A 19,098-nucleotide genomic window follows, 5' to 3' on the forward strand; every position below is an offset into this window, starting at 1 on the left:
CGCAAGAGATCACCACCGGTTCGGCTTTTCTCAGCCCTCGAACCGCCAGGCGCTCGGCAGGGCAACGCCGCTCCCGGCGCCTGGTTCTCGACGGCGGGCGCTCACCGCTGGACACGGGACGCCGGGACCACGTGCTGGACAGGCTGCGGGGGCGAGGTGATGATCGGGCTATGGCTGAGGACTACGGCAAGGAGCGGGCCGCCCGGTTCGGGAAGCTGCCGGAGCGAGTGCGGCCCGATGATGTCGTCGAGTCGGTGGACACCAAGGTCCGACGGGGCCGTCCGGAAGCGGCGATGAGCAAGGAGCAGGAGAGCGCTCTGCTGGGAGGAGGCTAGCCCGGGACTGCGGAATCCGTGACGGTCTCATATATCGTCCTGCACTGTAAGGGGCGAAAGCCTGTCACAGCCGTACGCTGGCGTCACGGTGTTCTACCTCAATGGGGAGGCGGCCATGGGCATGCTCGAGCGCATCCGCGACGGACTGATCGGATCCGGTCAGGTGCTCGAAGGGCCCTTCGGGCCGCGCCGGATCACGTATGCCGACTACACGGCGTCGGGGCAGGCCCTGGACTTCGTCGAGGACTTCATCCGCGAGCAGGTGCTGGCCCGCTACGCCAACACGCACACCGAGGCCTCGGCCACCGGGGCGCAGACCGGCGCCCTGCGTGAGGAAGCCCGGCGGATGATCCACCGCAGTGTCGGCGGCGGGCCCGACCATGTGGTGATCTTCTGTGGGTCCGGGGCCACGGCCGCCGTGGCCAAGCTGGCCGGCGTCTTCGGCATCCGCGTGCCCGAGCGCCTCGACGACGCGTACGGCCTGAGCGAACGCATCCCCCAGCGTGACCGGCCGGTGATTTTCGTCGGCCCCTACGAGCACCACTCGAACGAGCTGCCGTGGCGGGAGTCGATCGCCGACGTGGTGGAGATCGAGTCCGACCACACCGGTCACGTCGATCTCGACGCGCTGCGTGCGGCCCTGGTGACGTACGCGGAAAGGCCTTTGCGCATTGGCAGTTTCTCCGCCGCCTCGAACGTGACCGGCATCCTGACCGACACCGCCGCCGTCTCGCGGATCCTCAAGGAGCACGGGGCGCTGTCGGTGTGGGACTACGCGGCCGCCGGGCCCTATGTGCCGATCTCGATGCACGACAAGGACGCCGTCTTCCTGTCGCCGCACAAGTTCGCCGGCGGGCCGCAGACGCCCGGCGTGCTCGTCGTCGACAAGCACCTGCTCACCAACCGGGTGCCGGTCGTGCCGGGCGGGGGCACCGTCGCGTACGTCGACCCGGGCGGCCACCGCTATCTGACCGACCCGGTGGCCCGCGAGGAGGGCGGCACCCCGGCCATCGTCGAGTCGATCCGGGCCGGGCTGGTCTTCGCGGTCAAGGACGCCGTCGGCGCCGAGGTGATCGAGGAGCGCGAGCGGCAGTTGTGGCGGCGGGCCCGCGAGCGCTGGGCGGCCGAGGAGAACATCGCGATCCTGGGCGACCTCGACGCCGACCGCCTGTCGATCGTGTCCTTCCAGGTGCGGGCGGGCGACCGCTACCTGCACCACAACTACGTGGCGGCGCTGCTCAACGACGTCTTCGGCATCCAGGCCCGCAGCGGCTGCTCCTGCGCCGGCCCATACGGTCACCGGCTCCTGGGCATCGACGAGGCGCACTCGCGGGAGTTCCGCGGCGAGATCGTGGACGGCTGGGAGGGCATCAAACCGGGCTGGACCCGCCTCAACCTCAACTACTTCATCTCCGACACGGTCGCCGACTATCTGATCGAGGCGGTCACGCTGATCGCCCGGCACGGCGCGACCCTGCTGCCCGACTACCGTTTCGACCCGCGGACCGGCCGCTGGACGCATGTCCGGCACGCCGAGCCGCCGGTGCGACTGGCCGATCTGCTGGCCGGCACTCCCCTGCCGCCGCCGGTCACGGTGGGCGAGGACGCCCTGGCGGGCCACCTCGCCGAGGCCCGCGAGATTCTGACGGGCCGTCCTTCCCCGCTTGATGGCGTACGTCTGGAGCTGCCCCCGGCCTTCGAGAAGCTCCGCTGGTTCCTACTCCCCGACGAGTGCCTGCGCTAGCAGGTCGACGCCGCTGAGCAGGGCCGCCCGCGGCGCGTCCCGCCAGTCGGCGGCGTGCGGCTCCAGGCTCGTCGAGAGCGGGTAACGCTCGCGCATGTCGGGGATCTGCCGCGCCGTCTCCCGGGCCTGCGCGAGCCAGGCCGCCGCGTCGACGCGCCGATAGGCGGCGGCTGTGCCGGCGGTGGCGCGCACCGTGGCGTACAGCATGGTGACGGTCGTGGCCCTCTGCCCGCGATCGACCTGCCACGTGTCGAGGATCTGGAGGAGCCGCTCCATCCAGTCCTGCTCGTGGGGGCCCTGGCTCGCCTGCGACCAGGGCAGCTCGGTCAGCCACGGATGGCTCTCGTAGACCTCGAACAGCCGTGTCGCCCACTCGCGCAGCGCGTCACCGAGGCTGCTCGTGGGCTCCGCCCACATCGGCATCGCCACGGCCTGGTCCTGCATGAGCGCGATGAGGTGCTCTTTGGTTCCCACGTACGAATAGAGCGCCATGGCCGTGCGATCGAGTCGGGTGGCAATCGCGCGGGTGGAGACGGCACCCAGGCCGTCGGCGTCGGCGATCGCGATGCCGATGCGCAGGATCTCGTCGAGGTCGAGCTGGCGCTGCGGACCGCGCCGGGGTGTGGGCAGCGCGGTGCCGCGATGCCGCCAGAGCCGCTGGACGTGAGAGCCGATTTCCGCCATAGTCTTTACAGCGTATATTGTTTCGCATGGACATCAAAGTAACCGTTCTGGGCGACGGGCCGACAGTCCTGTTGCCGATGGGCGTGGAGGTCACCGAGGAGCCCCGGGCCTCCCAGATGCGCGCGTGGGGCGCCGAGCCCGACACCGGCCATCACCTCGCCACCGGCCTGGCCGCCGCCGGCTTCCGGGTGGTGGCGGCCGACTACGAGACCTACCGGGCCGATCATCCGGCCCCGCTGACCGCGGAGAAGGTGGCATCCGACCTGCTCGACGTGGTGGGCGAGGGGCGGTTCGCCTACTACGGCTATTCGTGGCTGGCCCTGGCCGGGCTTCAGCTGGCGATCCGGACCGATCGGCTGACCGCGCTCGTCATGGGTGGCTATCCGCCGCTCGGTGGCCCCTATGCCGAGATGTTGTCGGTGACGCGGGCGGCGCACCGGATGGCGCTTTCCGGGCCGGCTCACCAGGGCGAGGTGACGCCGGGCGACTGGGATTCGGTCGAGGTGACGGTGTCACCCGAGCAAACGGCACAATACGTTTCCCTGTACGAGTCACTGGTCGCCTTCGACGAAAGGGCGGCGCTCCGCGATCTGACCATTCCGAGAACGGCATTCGCGGGCTCCGAGGACAACATTCAGTACGGCCCCAAATGGGGTGACATCCGCGTCCCGATCGCCGAGCGGCTGGCCGGGAACAGGGCCGAACTCGAATCCCTGGGCTGGACCGTGACGCTGATCCCCGGTGTTGATCATATGGCCGGGATGCGGCCGGAACTCGTCCTGCCGATTCTTCTGGATAATTTTTCTGCCCTTGCTGACCTGCGGAAATAGGTAGTTGTCGGGGTGTAGCGGCCGAACCGCGTTGAACCGTCGGGGCGTCGGTGCCCGTACTGGCCCGCAACCAGGTGACATCGACGTCAAACGACGAGGAGTGATCATGAGGTCGCGCGCTTACCGGCGTTTTCGGAACCAGGGAGACCAGGGTGGTCGTCGCAGGACGATAGGCGCGGTGGTGGTCACGGGAGTCGTCGTGGCGCTCGGCGCGGCGGGCGTCCAGCTCGCCAATGCCAGCACCGGCTCCGAGACCAAAGCGGTCGACGTGGTCACCGTCGACGGTCAGCAGTTCGACGTCTCGCAGTGCGAGCAGGTCCAGGTGAACGCGGGCGCGATGGTCTGCGACGGCGAGGAGCTGGCCCCGATCGAGGAGCAGCCGCCCGCCGAGGAGGCGGCCGACGCGGCCGCGGCCCTGGAGGCGGCGTGCGACGCCTTCGCGGCCGACGCGGACGCGGCCGGCGGCGAGGAGGCGGGCGCCGAGGAGGCCGCTCCCGGCTCGGCGGCGGCCAAGGCCCAGAACAAGGCGGCCGCCAAGAAGTGGGCCAAGACCTTGAAGAAGGCGGCCGCCCCGAAGCAGAAGCAGGGCGCCGAGGCAGGCGCGGCCGGCGAAGAGGGCGCCGCCGGCGAGGAAGCCGGTGCTGGTGAAGAGGCCGGTGCCGGTGAAGAGGCCGGCGCTGGTGAAGAAGCCGGCGCGGGCGAGGAAGCCGGTGCCGGCGAGGAAGGCGCGGCCGGTGACGGCGCTGCCAACGACGCCGCGGCCGCCGCTGTCGCCTCCGCCCAGCAGAGCCTGCTCCAGGCGTGCCTGGCCCTGGCCGACGCCAAGGCCGTCGTAGCGGGCGCGGGCGGCGACGCCGGCGCGGGCGATGACGCGGGCGCCGGCGAGGAGGCCGGCGCGGGCGAGGAAGCCGGAGCGGGCGAAGAGGCCGGTGCCGGCGAGGAAGCGGGCGAGGCCGGCGCGGGTGAGGAAGCCGGCGCCGAGGGCGCCGCTCCCGCCGCCAAGAAGTAGAACAAACGCGGTGCCGGTGGGCGCGGTGCCGAAGGGCGCCGCTCCCACCGCTGAGCAGTGAACCAAAGCGGTGCCGAAGGGCGCCGCTCCCACCGCTGAGCAGCGAACAACGCGGTGCCGAAGGGCGCCGCACCCACCGCTGAGCAATGAAACAACGCGGTGCCGCGGGGCGCCGCTCTCAGGGGTATGAAAACCAATCCGGCGGTGCGAGCGCGGTCCCGGCGCTCGCACCGCGCCGCGGTTACGAGGTTCGGATCCGTTCCAGTTCGGAGCGGGCGAAATCGACACGGGGGCTTTCCGCGCCTCCCGAGGCGGCCAGCTGGTCGGCCAGGTCGTGGGCGGCTTCCAAGCGGTGGTGGCGGGCTCGCCGGGCGGCCCGGCCGTGTGCGGCTCCGCGGTAGCGGCGGCGCTGGCGCCAACCACCGGCCAGGGTGTCCAGCTCCTCCTGGGTGATCACGCCGCTCTCCGCCTCGGGCGCCATCACGGCCCGCATGGCCTCCCGCTCCGGGCGGACGGTCAGGTGGAACACCGCGATCACGGCCACGAAGCTCAGCAGGATCTCCACGACGAGCAGGGTGGAGAGCAGGTCGCCGTCGCCGCCGGACAGGCCCACGTTCGCGTCCCACAGGCCGTGCAGCACCATCGCCGTCAGGATCAGGCCGATGCCCAGGCCCGGGCGGCGGCGCTGGGCCACCGTGCCGACGATGTAGACGACGCCGGCGCCGGCGATCGCCGAATACAGGATGTGCGACGAGAAGCCAGTCAGCAGGCGCAGGCCGACCGTGTGCAGGCTCGTGCCCAGCTGGTCGGAGCCGAACTGGTCGGCGGCGGAGTTCAGGCCGTACGAGATGTCCTCGATGATCTCGAAGCCGAGACCGGCGAACGCGCCGACGATGAAGCCGTCGTAGGCCGTACGGACCACGCGCGGGGCGATGAACATCAGCAGGAGCACGCCCGAGGCCTTGCCCAGCTCCTCGAAGAACGGCGCCGTGAGACCGGCCCCGAACGACTGCTGGAAGCTCTCGCCGAACAGCTTGCCGTAGAGGTCGAGCAGCGCGCTGTTGCCGGAGAGCGCGATGGCCCAGGTGGCGGCGAATCCACCCCAGACGAACGCGGCCACGACCAGGCCGAGCGGCTGCTTCGAGTAGCGGTCGATGCGCTCGGTGAACCACCAGAACAGCACCGCGTAGATCGCGAAGATGATCGCGCTGGCGGTCAGGGCCGGCGCGTACAGCCGGATGCCCTGGTTGATCATGCCGAACAGGACCCAGACGCCGTAGCCGACGCCGAGCACGTACACCCAGAAGCAGGCGTTGCGCGGCTGCCAGAGGTGGAACGGGTTGCCCCAGCCGGTGCGTGCGATCGCGGCTTCCCGCGTGGCCGTCGTCATGACGCGCTCCCGATCGGCTCGACGGACTGGAGCATGCCGGCGATCTGCCGGGCCACGCCGTCGGGCACGTCCCGCGGGCCGACGACCTCGACCTCGACACCGGTCTCACCGAAGACGAACGCGGCGACCAGGCCGGTGCCGTTGGTGCCTTCGAAGTTGGCCGCCACCCCCTGGTCACCGCGGCCGTTGCCGATGGTCACCGGGTCTCCGGTGACGTGGAAGCCGGCGTCGTCGGGCACGCGCAGGCCGTCGTTGGTCTTCTTGATCTGGGCCAGCAGCTGCGCCGGTGTGCCCCGATAGGTGTCCGCGATGACTTCGAAGGTCACTCCGCCGTACGACACCGCGGCCGTCGAAGGATATCCGGCGGCTCCGGCCTGCCCCTGTCGCAGTCCGGCCAGCAGGTTCGCACCGACGACCGGAACGAACCGCACGTCGGTGCCGACCTGGATCACGTCGCCGGCCTTGATCGGGTCGTCGACCGACACCCGGTCGTCGATGGCCGGCACGATCCACACCGCGATTGCGAACAGCAGCACGACCACCGCCGCCGGCAGCAGCGTGCGTCTGTCCATTCCCAGCAGGCGCCGGTCGACCGGTACCCAGTTCGCGCGCCAGCGCTCTTCCGCGTGAAGCCCCGTCATGATCGGACGCTAACAGCGCGGCACGACGGCCCGGAACCGCAATGAGTCAGCGATCACTCACACTGCGCGGCGCCGGGCCGTTCCGATCTCAAGCGCGCTGGAGCGTGGCCCAACCCTCGTCGCGGGCGCGGGCGGCGGCGAGCAGCCCGCCCACCGCGGCCGCGTTGGTGATCTCACCCCGGAAGATCATGGCCACCGCCTCGTCGAGGTCGACCCGGGTGATCTCCAGGTCGGCCTCCTCGTCCGTACGGGAATAGCGCTTGTCGTCCGGGACCTCGGTGAGGTCGCGGGCCAGGAAGATGCGGATCGTCTCGTCGCTGAAGCCGGGCGAGTTGAACATGTCGATCAGCACGTCCCAGCGGGCCGCGTCGACGTCGGCCTCCTCGGCCAGCTCGCGGGCGGCCGTGGTCACCAGGTCTTCGCCGTCGACGTCGCGCAGGCCGGCCGGCAGCTCCCAGAGGCGCTGGCCGACCGCGTGCCGGTACTGCCGGATCAGGACGACCCGGTCGACCTCGTCCAGGGCGACGATCCCGACCGCGCCCTTGTTGCGCACCACGTCGCGCTTGGCGGTGCCGCCGCTCGACATGGTCACCTCGTCGCTGAAGACCTCGAAGATCGGTCCCTTGTAGCGGGAGGTGCTGGAGACCGTCTCGTGGACGAAGGCCGTCACGACGCGTCCACCGGCAGCTCGTCGGCCGCCGCGTACTCGATGGCGGCCTTGACCAGTCCGTCGAAGAGCGGGTGGGGCCGGGTCGGGCGGCTCTTGAGCTCCGGGTGGGCCTGGGTGGCCACGAAGTACGGGTGGGTCTCGCGGTCGAGCTCGATGAACTCGACGAGCCGCCCGTCCGGGGAGGTGCCCGAGAAGACCAGCCCGGCCGCCGACAGCTTGGCCCGGTAGTCGTTGTTGACCTCGTAGCGGTGGCGGTGCCGCTCGGAGATGTCGGTCGAGCCGTACACCTCGGCCACGACCGAGCCTTCGCGCAGCGTGGCCGGGTACGCGCCCAGGCGCATGGTGCCGCCCAGGTCGCCCTTGCCGGCGACGATGTCCTCCTGGTCGGCCATGGTGGAGATGACCGGGTACGGCGCCTGCTCGTCGAACTCGAGCGAGTTGGCCCCGGTGAGCCCGGCCATGTGCCGCGCGGCGTCGATGGTCATGCACTGCAGGCCGAGGCAGAGGCCGAGGATCGGGATCTGGTTCTCGCGGGCGTACCGCGAGGTGTTGACCTTGCCCTCGATGCCGCGGACGCCGAAGCCGCCCGGGATGACGATGCCGTCGACGCCCTTGAGGGCGGTGGCGGCGCCGGCCATGGTCTCGCAGTCGTCGCTCGGCACCCAGCGAAGCTGGATCTTGACGGTGTTGCCGAAGCCGGCGGCGCGGATGGCCTCGCTGACCGACAGATAGGCGTCGGGCAGGTCGACGTACTTGCCGACGAGCGCGATGGTGATGGTGCGCTTGGGGTGGTGCACCCGCTCGAGCAGGTCGTGCCACGTCGACCAGTTCACGTCACGGAAGGACAGACCCAGGCGGCGTACGACGTACGCGTCGAGGCCCTCCTCGTGCAGCACCTTGGGGATGTCGTAGATGCTGGGCGCGTCCGGGCAGGCGATGACGGCCTCACGGTCGACGTCGCAGTAGAGCGCCAGCTTGTGCTTGAGCTTCTCGGGGATCTCCCGGTCGCTGCGGCAGATCAGCGCGTCGGGCTGGATGCCGATGTTGCGCAGCGCGGCCACCGAGTGCTGGGTCGGCTTGGTCTTCAGCTCGCCCGACGGCGCCAGGTAGGGCACCAGCGAGACGTGCAGGTAGAAGACGTGGTCGCGGCCGACCTCGTGGCGGACCTGGCGGATCGCCTCGAGGAACGGCAGCGACTCCATGTCGCCGACGGTGCCGCCGACCTCGGTGATGACGACGTCGGGCTTGCGGCCGTTCTCGTCCTCGTCGGCCATCGCGAAGATCCGCGACTTGATCTCGTTGGTGATGTGCGGAATCACCTGGACGGTGTCGCCGAGGTATTCACCGCGGCGCTCCCGGGCGATGACCGCCGAGTAGACCTGACCGGTCGTGACGTTCGCCTTGCCGGACAGCGACCGGTCGAGGAAGCGCTCGTAGTGGCCGACGTCCAGGTCGGTCTCGGCCCCGTCCTCGGTCACGAAGACCTCGCCGTGCTGGAACGGGTTCATCGTTCCAGGATCGACGTTGAGGTAGGGGTCGAGCTTCTGCATGACGACCCGCAGTCCGCGCGCGGTCAGAAGGTTGCCGAGGCTGGAGGCGGTGAGGCCTTTGCCCAGCGAGGAGGCGACGCCCCCGGTGACGAAGATGTGCCGCGTGTCGCGCACTGTTGAGGCCAAGGCCTTGCTCCCGTGGTCGTCTGTTGTACCGACGTGCAGACCGGGGTGCTAAAAGCGGCCCCATCCACGGGAGTCCACCGTAACACCTGAGAACGACGACGTACGTTCGGGCTGCTCGTGACGCGTGTCAACCTGACAGAGCGCGATCATCGCGCAACAGCGGGCCGCCGGGCCCGTCGGTCTCCCCCTCGGGCCGTGTACGGTCCGCCGCGTGCAGCAACACGCGCAGTGCGGTCAGCACCGCCGTGGGCACTACCGCGGCCGCCGCCGCACCGGCCACGGTCAGCGCCGAGCCGCTGAGCACGCCCGCGGCCAATGTCGCCACCGTCACTCCGGCCCCGGCCGCGCGCAGCGCCGGGTGCAGCCCGAAGACCCGGTTGAGCCCGCCCCACGGCGAGAACTGGCAGAAGGCCAGCATCAGCACACCGGCCACGGCCAGGATCGTCAGCGGGCTGTTGAGCAGCGTCTGCCCGTTGGCGGCGGCGGCACGCTGCATGGCCGGCCCGCCGGTGCCGTTGGCCAGCTCGGACAACAGCCGGCCCAGGCTGCCCTGATCGGCCGCCGGCCGGTGCACGTCGACCAGGGCGAACCCGATGGTGACGGCCAGACCGGCCACCGCGGCCCAGGCGAACCGCGCGAACGTCAGCCACCCACCGGTGCTGATCGCCGCGGTCACGCACACCCCGGCCGTGACGGCCACCGCGCCGACCGGGTCGGCCCCGAGGTAGGGGCTGCCGACCATGACCACGCCGATGCCGCCCAGCAGCACCACGACGACCGGCCGCCACGGCTTGCTGAGCCATTGCGCGAGGCAGCCCGCGGCCACGAGGAGCCCGGCCACGAAGACGCCGAGACCGACCACGCCGACCCCCGCGTAGCGCCCGCCCTGCGTCGCCGAATATCCGGCGACCCCGTTGAGTTGCAGCCGCGCGCCGGTCAGCAGGTCGAGCCCCACCACGACGGCCCCGATGGCGGCCGCCGCGCCCAGCGGCCACAGCGTGCGCGGATAGCGCGGCGAGGCCCGGAGCACGGCGGTGCCGATGAGCGTGAAGACCCCGGTGACAAGCCCGAACACCCACGCCGGATGCGAGTAGCGCCACCAGGGCGTGGCGTCGGCCAGCAGCGCGGCCGGAATGGCCAGCGCGGCCGCGATCAGGGCGAGCTCGGCCACCGCGACCAGCTTTTTCGGCGGGAGCGCGGGCCCGCGCGGCCCCGCGTGGCGCCGGGCCCGCACGAGGATCGGCACCATCAGCAGGAACAGCAGCACCTGACAGATGGCCAGCACGGTGAAGAAGATGCCGGCCACCGCGTTCTGCGCCTTGGCCCGCAGATCGGCGTTGTGCACCCCGAGCATCGCGTCGGTGATGTCGGACGGCCGCCCCTCGACGACGGTGGCCGTGCGCCCGGCGAACAGTTTCTCCGGCGCCGGCCGCCCCAGCGCGGACAGGATCGTCGGCGCCAGGTCGATCAGTTGCAGGTAGCCGTCGCGCCCGGTGCCGGCCGAGGTGAGCCAGCCGCCGTTCCAGCCCTCACCCTCGGCGATGGCCACGTGCAGCCGGTTGGAGCGCTCGGTGTCGGAGACACCGGCGACCAGCAGCAGCGACCGCTCGGGCCGGGCCGCGACCACCCGGGACAGAAGAGCGTCGGCCGCCGCGACCTGCGCCTGCCGGGCCTCGCCGGACCCGCTGACGGTGCCCAGGTCGACGAAGGAGAGCACACAGTCGGACAGCAGCGTCTGGGGATCGGCCGGCAGCTCGGCCCGGTATTTGTCGACCCGGCCGAACGGCCGCGCGGCCGCGATGGCCGCACCCGGCCCGACCGCGACGGTGCAGCGCACCGACTCGGCCAGGGCGCCGGGCGTCGCACCGTACGGCAGCCGGTCCTGGTTGTTCTGCACGACCGTGCGCTGATCGGTGACGTTGGCCCCGTTGCCGTCGGGCAGCGTGAGCGCCGGCGCGGCCGGCTGGCACTGGCTGCTGTTGGTGGACCGGGGCCAGGCCGCGTAGTTGCCCGCCCCCAGCGTCAGCCACCCGTCGGACGGGCAGGTCACCTTCATGGCCGACCGCACCGACAGCCACCCCACGGACCCGCGGGTCGCCTCTTGCCAGAGCGCGGGCGTCCGCTGCGGGTCGAGATCGTCCCACCGCAGTCCCGCCGCCCCGGCCACGATCACGTAGTCGGCGCTACCGGGCGTCGCGGTGGTCGACGGCCGGATCGCCAGCCCGACAAGGCTGGCCGCCGCGATGAGGGCCACGAGAAGATAAGGAACCCAGCGCCGCCCACCGGACCGCCGGGGCGGCGCCGAAGCGGGCCGGATCCGCCGCAGCCGGTCGAGCAGCCCCGCCCCCCGCGTCGACGACGCCGGCCCGGACGCCAGCAGCCCCAGCCGGGCGAGCAGCCCCGGACGCTCGGCCGGCCCCGAACCAGGCGCGAGCCGGCGTGGGCGCTCAGAAGATGTCACTCGCGGGCCGTCACTTCGGCGTAGGCGGACAGGACGTCGGCGACGGTGTCGCTCTCGCCCGGCCACGTGGCGGCGCGGGCCGGGCCCCGGGCCGCGTAGTCGGCGCGTTTCGCCGGGTCGGTCAGCATGTCGCGGACGGCGGTGTCGAGAGCGTCCACGTCGCCCGGTGGGATGAGCACGGCCGCGTCACCGACCAGGCCGGGGAGGCCTCCGACGGCGGTGGTGATGAGCGGGACGCCGGCCTCGAGGGCCTCCTGGGCGAACAGCTGCCGGGCCTCCCAGTCGCTCGTGACCACCGCCAGGTCGGCGCCGAGGAGCAGGTCGGGCACGTCGGAGCGGCGGCCCAGCAAGTGGAACGGGGCGTGCACCTGCGAGGCGAGCTGGGCCAGCGACATGTAGCTGGGGCCGGACCCGGCCACCACGACCACCGGGGCCGGGTCGAGGCCCTTCCACCGGGCCGACGCCTCGACCAGCAGGTCGTAGCGTTTCTGCGGATGGAGCCGGCCGACCGAGACGATCAGCGGGGTCTCGGGGCGCAGCCGGAACTCGGCGCGCACCGCGGCCCGGGTGCGGCGCGGCGGGGCCAGCGTGGGCGCGGCCACGGCGCCGAGGCGGGCGTTGCGCGCGCCCAGCTGGGTGGCCCGCTCGACCAGGTCTTCGGAGGCGCCCAGGGTGAGGGTGGCGCTGCGCGCGACGACCCGCTCGACCAGGGCCGCGGCCTGGGCGCGCAGGCCCTTGCGGACCATGACGGTGTTGTGGAGCGTGACGATCAGAGGCTTGCCGGTACGGGCCACGGCCGCCACGAAACCGGCGCGCAGCCCATGCGCGTGCACGACGTCGATCGGGCGGCTGCTGAGCACGCCGCGCAGCTTGCGCACGGTGCCGGCGTCCTGCGCGCCCGGGTTGGCCGGGATCTCCACCGGCACGAAGGTCGCCCCGGCGGCGGCGAAGCCGAACAACTCGTCGGTCGCGGCCGGCCCGCACACCATCACCTCGCACCCGGCGGCGACCAGACCCCGGGTCAGCGACCCGACATGCTGCCCGACCCCGCCGGTGCTCGACGCGAGCACCAGTGCCACCGATCCGCGCCACCCCACGGCCTGTTCCTCCCTCATTTCACCGTTCTTGCCTTCATAGACAACCGGCCCGTCTCCGCCGTTGCATCGCGCCGCCTCATTTCCGGCGGTGGCGCAAGCGGCGGCTGAGCGGGGCCGCCAGGGACGCCATGTCGTGCCGGGCCGCCGGATAGGCGACCGCCAGGAAGACCCCGAGCACGACGAGCCCACCCAGCATGCCTTGGACGACGCTTCCGGCAACGGTCGGGGTCGTGCCGAAAAGCTGTCCGATTCCGACCACCACGCCCCACCCGGCGAGCGCCGCCGCTCCCCCGGCGCCGACCGCCACCGCCACGGAACGCGGCAAGCCCGTCAATGCCTCGGGGCCGGCGTGGCGACGTACGGCAAGAATGAGAAGAAGCCCGATCACCGTCATGCCGGCGGCATTCGCCAGGCCCAGGCCCAGCACCTGGCGGGATTCGCCGAGCCCGGTCAGCGCGAGCGCGCTGACCGCCGCGATCAACCAGCCGGCGGCGGTCGACCAGGCCGCGGCCACCGTCGCCCCGCGCGCGTAGAGCGCCCTCGACAACAACGCGAAGAGCGCGTAGCCCAGCAGCCCCGGCGCGAATCCGACAATTCCGGAAGATGCGGGGGCGGCGCCCGTCAGGTACGCGATCGGGCCGGCCAGCGCGATCAACGCCGCCGCGCCCAGCCCGGCCAGCAGCGTCACCGAGCGGGCGGCGCCGGACAGCGAACGCCGATAGGTCTCGTCGTCACCGGCCGACGCGGCCGCGGCCAGCGACGGATAGACCGCGGTGGCCACCGGCACCGCCAGCACCGCCCACGGCAGCAGGAACACCGTCTGGGCCGCGTTGTAGAGCGTGAGCCCGCCGCTCGTGGCGAGCGCGATGACCACGACGATCATCATCTGCTGCGAGCCGACGGTGACCGCGCCGGCCCAGCCGAGCCGCACCGCCTGGCGTCCCTCGCCGCCGGGGAAGCGCAGCGTGGGCCGCAGCCGCAGGCGCAGCTTCCGCAGCGGGATCAGCAGGCAGAGCGCGAGCACCACGACGCCCGCGGTGGTGCCGGCCGACAGTGTGAGCTCACCGGTGCGGCTCAGGCCCGCGAAGTCGGTGCGGGCTCCGTCGACGACCGCGTACGCCAGGTAGGCGCCCATCACCGTCACGCTGGAGAGCAGCGGGGCGATCGCCGGCCACGCGAACCGGTGGTGCGCCTGGAGCACGCCGGTGAGCACGATCCCGATCCCGTAGAGCGGAAGCTGGGGGGCGAAGACCCGCAGCATGCTCGCCGCCGTCTGCTGGTGCTCGGCCGGCACGCCGGGCAGCAGCGACGCGATCGGCCCGGCCAGCAGCGCGACGATCACGGCCAGCGGCACCATCAGGACCAGCACCCAGGTCAGCAGGGCCGAGGCGACCGCGTGGACGCGCTCCCGGTCGCCCGCCGCCACGTGCCCGGCCAGCAGCGGCACCACCAGGCTGGCCAGCGCGCCACCGGCGACCAGCTCGAAGACGATGTTCGGGATGGTGTTGGCGGCGTTGTAGATGTCGCCCAGGCGGGTGGCGCCGACCGTGTGCAGGAAGACGAAGGTGCGGCCGAACCCGGCGATGCGCGCCACCACCGTGAGGATGGTGATCAGCGCCGCGGCCCCGGCGATCTTCGCCGCCGGCGCGGTTTTCACGCTGAGCCCCCTTTGGCGTGCTCTCCTGGCCCTGTGCCCGCTTCGCCCGCTCCGGTGCAGTCGATCACGCGGACGGCGGGCGGCGGCCCAGCTCGTCGAGGTAGCGCAGCCACGGGGTGTCCTGGATGACCTGGGTGAAGCTGACCCTTTCGCTGGCCGCGGTCAGCGTGCCGAGCGCGGTCAGCGCGACGGCCCGGCCGGCCGGGCCGGTGCGCGCGATCAGGGCCACGCCGAGCAGCGCGCCCAGGGCGTTCGCCCCGGAGTCGCCCAGCATGATCTCCTCGGCCAGGTCGTCGGCGACCAGGCCGGAGGCCGCGCCCAGCGTGCCCGCCGCGAGGCCGCCGCCCTGGCCCAGCGCGAGCGGCGCCCCGATCGCGGCCGACGCCTTGATGGCCCGGCCCGGGCGCAGGTCGAGCAGGTTGATCAGGTTGGCCGTGCCGGCGATGACCCCGGCGCCGAGCAGCACGTCGGTCGCGCGGCCGATCCGCGTGCGGCGGTTGCTGCCGATCAGGGCGCTGGCCACGAACGCGCCCGCGCCCACTCCCACGATCTTCACGAGGCCGCTGGTGACCTGGCCCTCGCGCAGCGCACCGAGGTGACCGGCGAAGCCCTTGAACACCTTCTGCTCCGGGCGGTTGCCGACCACGTCGTCGTAGAGGCCGACCGCGCCCGACACCGCGCCCGCCGCCACCGCCGCCGCGGCGGCCCGGCCGTCGCGGGCGCCGAGCGCCGCCGCCGTGGTCGCGCCGAGCGCGAGCGCGGGCCCGCCGGCCAGGGTGACCGTGCGCCCGTGGAAGTTCGTGCGTTCCAGGGCGGCGGCGTTCGGGTCGCGGCGGATCCAGGCGAGGGCGGCTCGGGCGACGGACGCGCCGACGCCGAACGACCGGAGAACTCCAGAGGCCATGGGTGAGAAGTCTAGAGACCGGGCGCTACGACGCGGCCTTGGGCACCAGCGACGAGGCGCCGGCGGCCAGGCCGTACTGCCCGGTCTTGCCCTGCACCAGCCGCTCGACGGTGGCCATGCCGGTCGCGACCTGGCCGTCGGTGGTGCTCGCGTTGTCCACCGTGGAGATCCGCTGGACCAGCGTGGGGTCGCCGCGCACCTCGGAGACGAGGTTGCCGTCGCCGACGCCACCACCGGCCACCACCAGCGGGCGGTCCTTGCTGAACTGGTCGGCCATGGTCAGCGCCGACTGGTTGCGCTTGGCCGCGTCTTTGTCGGCCGGCGGCTCGCCCGAGACCATCACGACGCCCTCGGCCCCGCCCACGGCCTTGTCCTCGACCTTGATGTAGCCCTGCTCGGAGTACGCGGTCAGCACGGCCGTGACGTCGCCGGCCGCGGCCTGGGTGACGCCGGTGTGCTGGAGCAGCGCGAGCGCGAGCTGCGCGCTCGCCGTCTCGACGCCGTTGCTGTTCAGCGGCAGGTTGTCGTTCTCGATGGTCGGCTGTGACGACTGGCTGGCCAGGTCGAGCAGCTCCACCTCGACCGCGGGGTCGAAGAACTTGTCCTGCACGGTGACGGTCGCGGTGATCGTGGCGCCGGCCACCTTCAGCATCGCGGCCACGTCGTCGGCGTAGTCGGTCGTGCCGGGCAGCGCCACCACGGCCAGCTTGCGGCCGGTGAGCTTGCCGTTGAGCAGGGTCGGCGCGATCTCGGTGGCGAACTCCTGGCTGCGGTTGAGCTCGTCGCGGTATTGGTTGATCTGGTCGCGCTTGTTGCTGTTGTCCTTGTTGAGCGCCGTGATCTGGCTCTTCAGGTTTTCGGCGACCGGCCCGTTGAGCGCGGCGGTGCCCACGACCAGGCCGATGGCCAGCGCCAGGAAGACCGCGGTGAGCGACACCACGTGATACCGGAAGTTGATCACTAGGAAGCCCTTAGAAGAGGTGACCGAGCTGGAAGACCAGATTGTCCCACCACTCGGAAACCACGGTGAGGTACGCCTTGCCGACCGTCGACACCGCGACGGCCGACGCCATCGCGGCCATCGCCGAGAGCACGAGGAGCAGCAGCGCCGACCCGGAGATGCCCTGCCGGTAGAGCCGGCTCACGCCCTTGGCGTCGACCAGCTTGCCACCGACCTTGAGCCGGGTCAGGAACGTCGAGGCCATGCCGCCGCGGCCCTTGTCGAGGAACTCGACCAGGTTGGCATGGGTCCCGACGGCGACGATGAGCGTGGCGCCCTTGTCGTCGGCCAGCAGCATCGCCAGGTCTTCGCTGGTGGCCGCGGCCGGGAAGGTCAACGCGGGCACGTCGAGCTTGTGCACCCGCTCCAGGCCCGGGGCGCGGCCGTCGGGATAGGCGTGCACGACCACCTCGGCGCCGCAGCGCAGCACGTCGTCGGTCACCGAGTCCATGTCACCGATGATCATGTCGGGGGTGTAGCCCGACTCGACCAGCGCGTCGGCGCCGCCGTCCACCCCGATGAGCACCGGCTTGTACTCGTGGATGTACGGGCGCAGGACGTCGAGGTCGTCCTTGTAGTCGTAACCGCGCACGACGATCAGCACGTGCCGCCCGGCGATGCGGGTCTGCACGTCGGGCACGCCCACGCCGTCGAGCAGCAGGTCGCGCTCCTGCTTGAGATAGTCCATGGTGTTCGCGGCGAACGCCTCGAGCTGCACGGACAGTCCCTCGCGGGCGTCGGCCATCGAGCGGGCCACGGTCTCGGTGTCCTGCCGGACGCCGGTGGCCACGGCCTCGCCGTCGAGCAGCACGGTGTCGCCCTCGACGACGATCTGGTCGCCCTCGTGCAGCCGCTCGAAGACCTCCTCACCGAGGTCGTCGACGAGCAGCACGCCGTTCTTGATGAGGACCTCGGGGCCGAGATTGGGATAGCGGCCGGAGATCGACGGCTTCGCGTTGAGCACCACTTTGACGCCGACGGCGACGAGCGCGTCGGCGGCCACCCGGTCGATGTCGACGTGATCGATCACGGCGATCTCGCCCGGGCGGAGCCGGCCGGTCAGCCGCTTGGTCCGCCGGTCGAGCCGGGCGGTGCCGGTGATCGCCTCGGGATCGGTGCTCCGGGTGCGGCGCAGGGTGGGAAGTCGCATCACGGCCATCCTGACACGCCGGATCACGCGCCTCGCACGCGACATGCGCGATCTCACCCACAAAAGGGGCATAACGCCCCCGTGATCGTCACCTTCCCGACTTCTCGCGGCCCGCGACGGCCAGCAACTCCTCGGCATGCGCGATGCCGAGGTCGGAGTCGGGCAGGCCGGCCAGCATGCGGGCCAGCTCACGGGCCCGCTCGGTCTCCTCGACGATCCGCACGCCGCTGGTCGTGATGGCGCCGCCGGTGTCCTTGGCGACCACGAGATGGCGGTCGGCGAACGCCGCCACCTGCGGCAGGTGGGTCACCACCAGCACCTGGTGGGTGCGGGCGAGACGGGCCAGGCGCCGGCCGATCTCGACCGCCGCCGTGCCGCCTACGCCGGAGTCGACCTCGTCGAAGACCAGCGTCTCGGGACCGCCGGCGCCGGCGAAGACGACCTCGATGGCCAGCATCACCCGGGACAGCTCACCGCCGGACGCGCCCTTCTGCAACGGCAGCGACGGCGCGCCCGGGTGGGCCAGCAGCCGCAGCTCGATCTCGTCGGCGCCATCGGGGCCGACCGCGAGGTCGCCGACGCTCGGCTCGTCCTTGCCCGCGTTGCGCGGCAGCACGGCCACCTCGACCCGCGCGTGCGGCATGGCCAGACCGGCCAGCTCGACGCTGACCGCCTCGGAGAACCGGCCGGAAGCCTCGGAGCGGGCCGCCGTGAGCCGCTCGGCCAGCTCGCCGACCTGGGCCGCGAGCCGCTGGCGCTCCTTGTCGAGCTCTTCCAGCAGCTCGTCGGAGGAGTCGAGCTGCGACAGCCGGGTGCGCGCGTTGTCGGCCCAGGCGATGACGCCCTCGACGTCGTCGGCGTATTTGCGGGTCAGGCTGCGCAGGGCGGCCCGCCGCTCGTAGATCTGCTCCAGGCGAGCCGGGTCGGCGTCGAGCGTGCCCAGATAGGTCGACAGCTCGGAGGCGACGTCGCCGACCAGGGTGGCCGCCTCCTCGATGCGGCCGGCCAGCTCACCCAGCGACGCGTCGAGCTCGGCCTGTGCCTCGAGGGTGCGCCGGGCGGTGCCCAGCAGCTGCGTGGCGTCGGGGGTCTCGTCGCTGACCTCGACCCCGCCGGCCAGCGCCTGAGCCGCGATCGTGGCCGCCACCCGCAGGCCCTCGGCGTGCTCGAGCCGCTGGACCTCGGCCCGCAGTTCCTCGTCCTCACCCGGCTGCGGATCGACCCGGCTGATCTCGTCGAGGCCCAGCTTGAGCAGGTCGGCCTCCTGCGCCCGGTCGCGGGCGTTGCGCCGCCGGTCGGCCAGATCGTCGACGACGGCACGCCACCGGCCGTACGCCTCCCGATAGGTCTCCAGAAGTTTCTCGTGCTCCGGGCCGGCGAACCGGTCGAGGGCGCCGCGCTGCTCGGCCGGTCGCAGCAGGCGCAGCTGGTCGGACTGGCCGTGCACGGCCAGGACCCGCTCGCCGATGTCGGTCAGCATGGCCACCGGCATGCTGCGGCCGCCGACGTGGGCCCGTGACCGGCCCTCGATGGTCACCGTGCGGCTCAGCAGCACCGAACCGTCCTCGTCGACCTCGGCCCCGGCGTCGGTGATGCGGGTGCGCACCTCGTCGCCGAGCTTGCCGCCCAGGCGCAGCCGGCCCTCGACGACGGCCCGCCCCGGGTCGTTGCGCACCCGGCCCGCGTCGGCCCGGCCGCCGAACAGCAGGCCGAGACCGGTCACCACCATCGTCTTACCGGCACCGGTCTCACCGGTGATGACGTTCATGCCCGCCGTCAGCCGCAGGGTCGTGTCATCGATGACACCGAGCCCGGTGATCCGCAGTTCCTCCAGCACAGGGCAGACAGTA

16 protein-coding genes are annotated in these 19,098 nt (G+C 72.1%); 4 read left to right on the plus strand and 12 right to left on the minus strand.

From position 1 onward, the window contains the following. The first annotated feature begins 170 nt into the window (after window positions 1–170). Together ACQP2X_RS36190 and ACQP2X_RS36195 are read left to right on the plus strand one after the other, a co-directional pair. Entirely contained in the window at window positions 171–335 is a 165-nt protein-coding gene (locus tag ACQP2X_RS36190) for a hypothetical protein (RefSeq protein WP_498689649.1), read from the plus strand. 88 nt (window positions 336–423) lie between these two features. After that, a complete protein-coding gene (locus ACQP2X_RS36195; RefSeq protein WP_498689650.1) occupies window positions 424–2,079 on the plus strand; it encodes an aminotransferase class V-fold PLP-dependent enzyme in 1,656 nt (551 codons plus the stop codon). Here ACQP2X_RS36195 and ACQP2X_RS36200 read toward each other — a convergent pair. Continuing rightward, window positions 2,053–2,763 (minus strand): TetR/AcrR family transcriptional regulator, encoded by a 711-nt coding sequence (locus ACQP2X_RS36200; RefSeq protein ID WP_498689652.1) that lies wholly within the window; start codon window positions 2,761–2,763, stop codon window positions 2,053–2,055. The genes ACQP2X_RS36195 and ACQP2X_RS36200 overlap by 27 nt on opposite strands. Window positions 2,764–2,789: 26 nt before the next feature. Between ACQP2X_RS36200 and ACQP2X_RS36205 the strand changes: the two genes are divergently transcribed. Next, window positions 2,790–3,593 (plus strand): alpha/beta fold hydrolase, encoded by an 804-nt coding sequence (locus ACQP2X_RS36205; protein ID WP_498689654.1) that lies wholly within the window; start codon window positions 2,790–2,792, stop codon window positions 3,591–3,593. 178 nt (window positions 3,594–3,771) lie between these two features. After that, window positions 3,772–4,602 (plus strand): hypothetical protein, encoded by an 831-nt coding sequence (locus ACQP2X_RS36210; protein ID WP_498689656.1) that lies wholly within the window; start codon window positions 3,772–3,774, stop codon window positions 4,600–4,602. Between the two features lie 241 nt (window positions 4,603–4,843). On the opposite strand, the gene ACQP2X_RS36215 is transcribed toward ACQP2X_RS36210, so the two are convergent. The 11 genes from ACQP2X_RS36215 to recN all read right to left on the minus strand — a co-directional run bounded on the left by ACQP2X_RS36215 (window position 4,844) and on the right by recN (window position 19,085). Continuing rightward, window positions 4,844–5,992 (minus strand): PrsW family intramembrane metalloprotease, encoded by a 1,149-nt coding sequence (locus ACQP2X_RS36215; RefSeq protein WP_498689658.1) that lies wholly within the window; start codon window positions 5,990–5,992, stop codon window positions 4,844–4,846. Beyond that, window positions 5,989–6,633 carry a hypothetical protein gene (locus ACQP2X_RS36220; protein ID WP_498689660.1) on the minus strand — a complete coding sequence of 215 codons (645 nt, stop codon included), beginning with the start codon at window positions 6,631–6,633 and terminating at the stop codon, window positions 5,989–5,991. The genes ACQP2X_RS36215 and ACQP2X_RS36220 overlap by 4 nt, the downstream gene beginning before the upstream one ends. Before the next feature lie 88 nt (window positions 6,634–6,721). After that, a complete protein-coding gene (locus ACQP2X_RS36225) occupies window positions 6,722–7,303 on the minus strand; it encodes an NUDIX domain-containing protein (protein WP_498689662.1) in 582 nt (193 codons plus the stop codon). Further along, on the minus strand, window positions 7,300–8,979 hold the full coding sequence (pyrG, locus tag ACQP2X_RS36230) for a CTP synthase (RefSeq protein WP_498689664.1): 1,680 nt from the start codon (window positions 8,977–8,979) through the stop codon (window positions 7,300–7,302). Before pyrG ends, ACQP2X_RS36225 begins: the two co-directional genes overlap by 4 nt. A 127-nt stretch (window positions 8,980–9,106) precedes the next feature. Beyond that, complete coding sequence (locus tag ACQP2X_RS36235; RefSeq protein ID WP_498689666.1) at window positions 9,107–11,440, minus strand: hypothetical protein; 2,334 nt, start codon at window positions 11,438–11,440, stop codon at window positions 9,107–9,109. Beyond that, the gene (locus ACQP2X_RS36240) at window positions 11,437–12,555 is read right to left on the minus strand and encodes a glycosyltransferase family 4 protein (RefSeq protein WP_498689667.1); all 1,119 of its coding nucleotides are present in this window, start codon (window positions 12,553–12,555) and stop codon (window positions 11,437–11,439) included. Before ACQP2X_RS36240 ends, ACQP2X_RS36235 begins: the two co-directional genes overlap by 4 nt. 58 nt (window positions 12,556–12,613) lie before the next feature. Continuing rightward, window positions 12,614–14,194, minus strand: a complete 1,581-nt coding sequence (murJ, locus tag ACQP2X_RS36245; RefSeq protein ID WP_498689668.1) for a murein biosynthesis integral membrane protein MurJ — start codon at window positions 14,192–14,194, stop codon at window positions 12,614–12,616. 64 nt (window positions 14,195–14,258) lie between these two features. Further along, a complete protein-coding gene (locus ACQP2X_RS36250) occupies window positions 14,259–15,098 on the minus strand; it encodes a hypothetical protein (RefSeq protein WP_498689670.1) in 840 nt (279 codons plus the stop codon). Between the two features lie 25 nt (window positions 15,099–15,123). Beyond that, on the minus strand, window positions 15,124–16,059 hold the full coding sequence (locus tag ACQP2X_RS36255) for a copper transporter (RefSeq protein ID WP_498689671.1): 936 nt from the start codon (window positions 16,057–16,059) through the stop codon (window positions 15,124–15,126). Between the two features lie 10 nt (window positions 16,060–16,069). Then, on the minus strand, window positions 16,070–17,248 hold the full coding sequence (gene steA, locus ACQP2X_RS36260; protein ID WP_498689674.1) for a putative cytokinetic ring protein SteA: 1,179 nt from the start codon (window positions 17,246–17,248) through the stop codon (window positions 16,070–16,072). Between the two features lie 88 nt (window positions 17,249–17,336). Then, on the minus strand, window positions 17,337–19,085 hold the full coding sequence (gene recN, locus ACQP2X_RS36265; RefSeq protein ID WP_498689675.1) for a DNA repair protein RecN: 1,749 nt from the start codon (window positions 19,083–19,085) through the stop codon (window positions 17,337–17,339). Between the last annotated feature and the right edge of the window lie 13 nt (window positions 19,086–19,098).

The sequence above is a fragment of the Actinoplanes sp. CA-131856 genome (assembly GCF_050956135.1).
GTDB lineage: Bacteria > Actinomycetota > Actinomycetes > Mycobacteriales > Micromonosporaceae > Actinoplanes.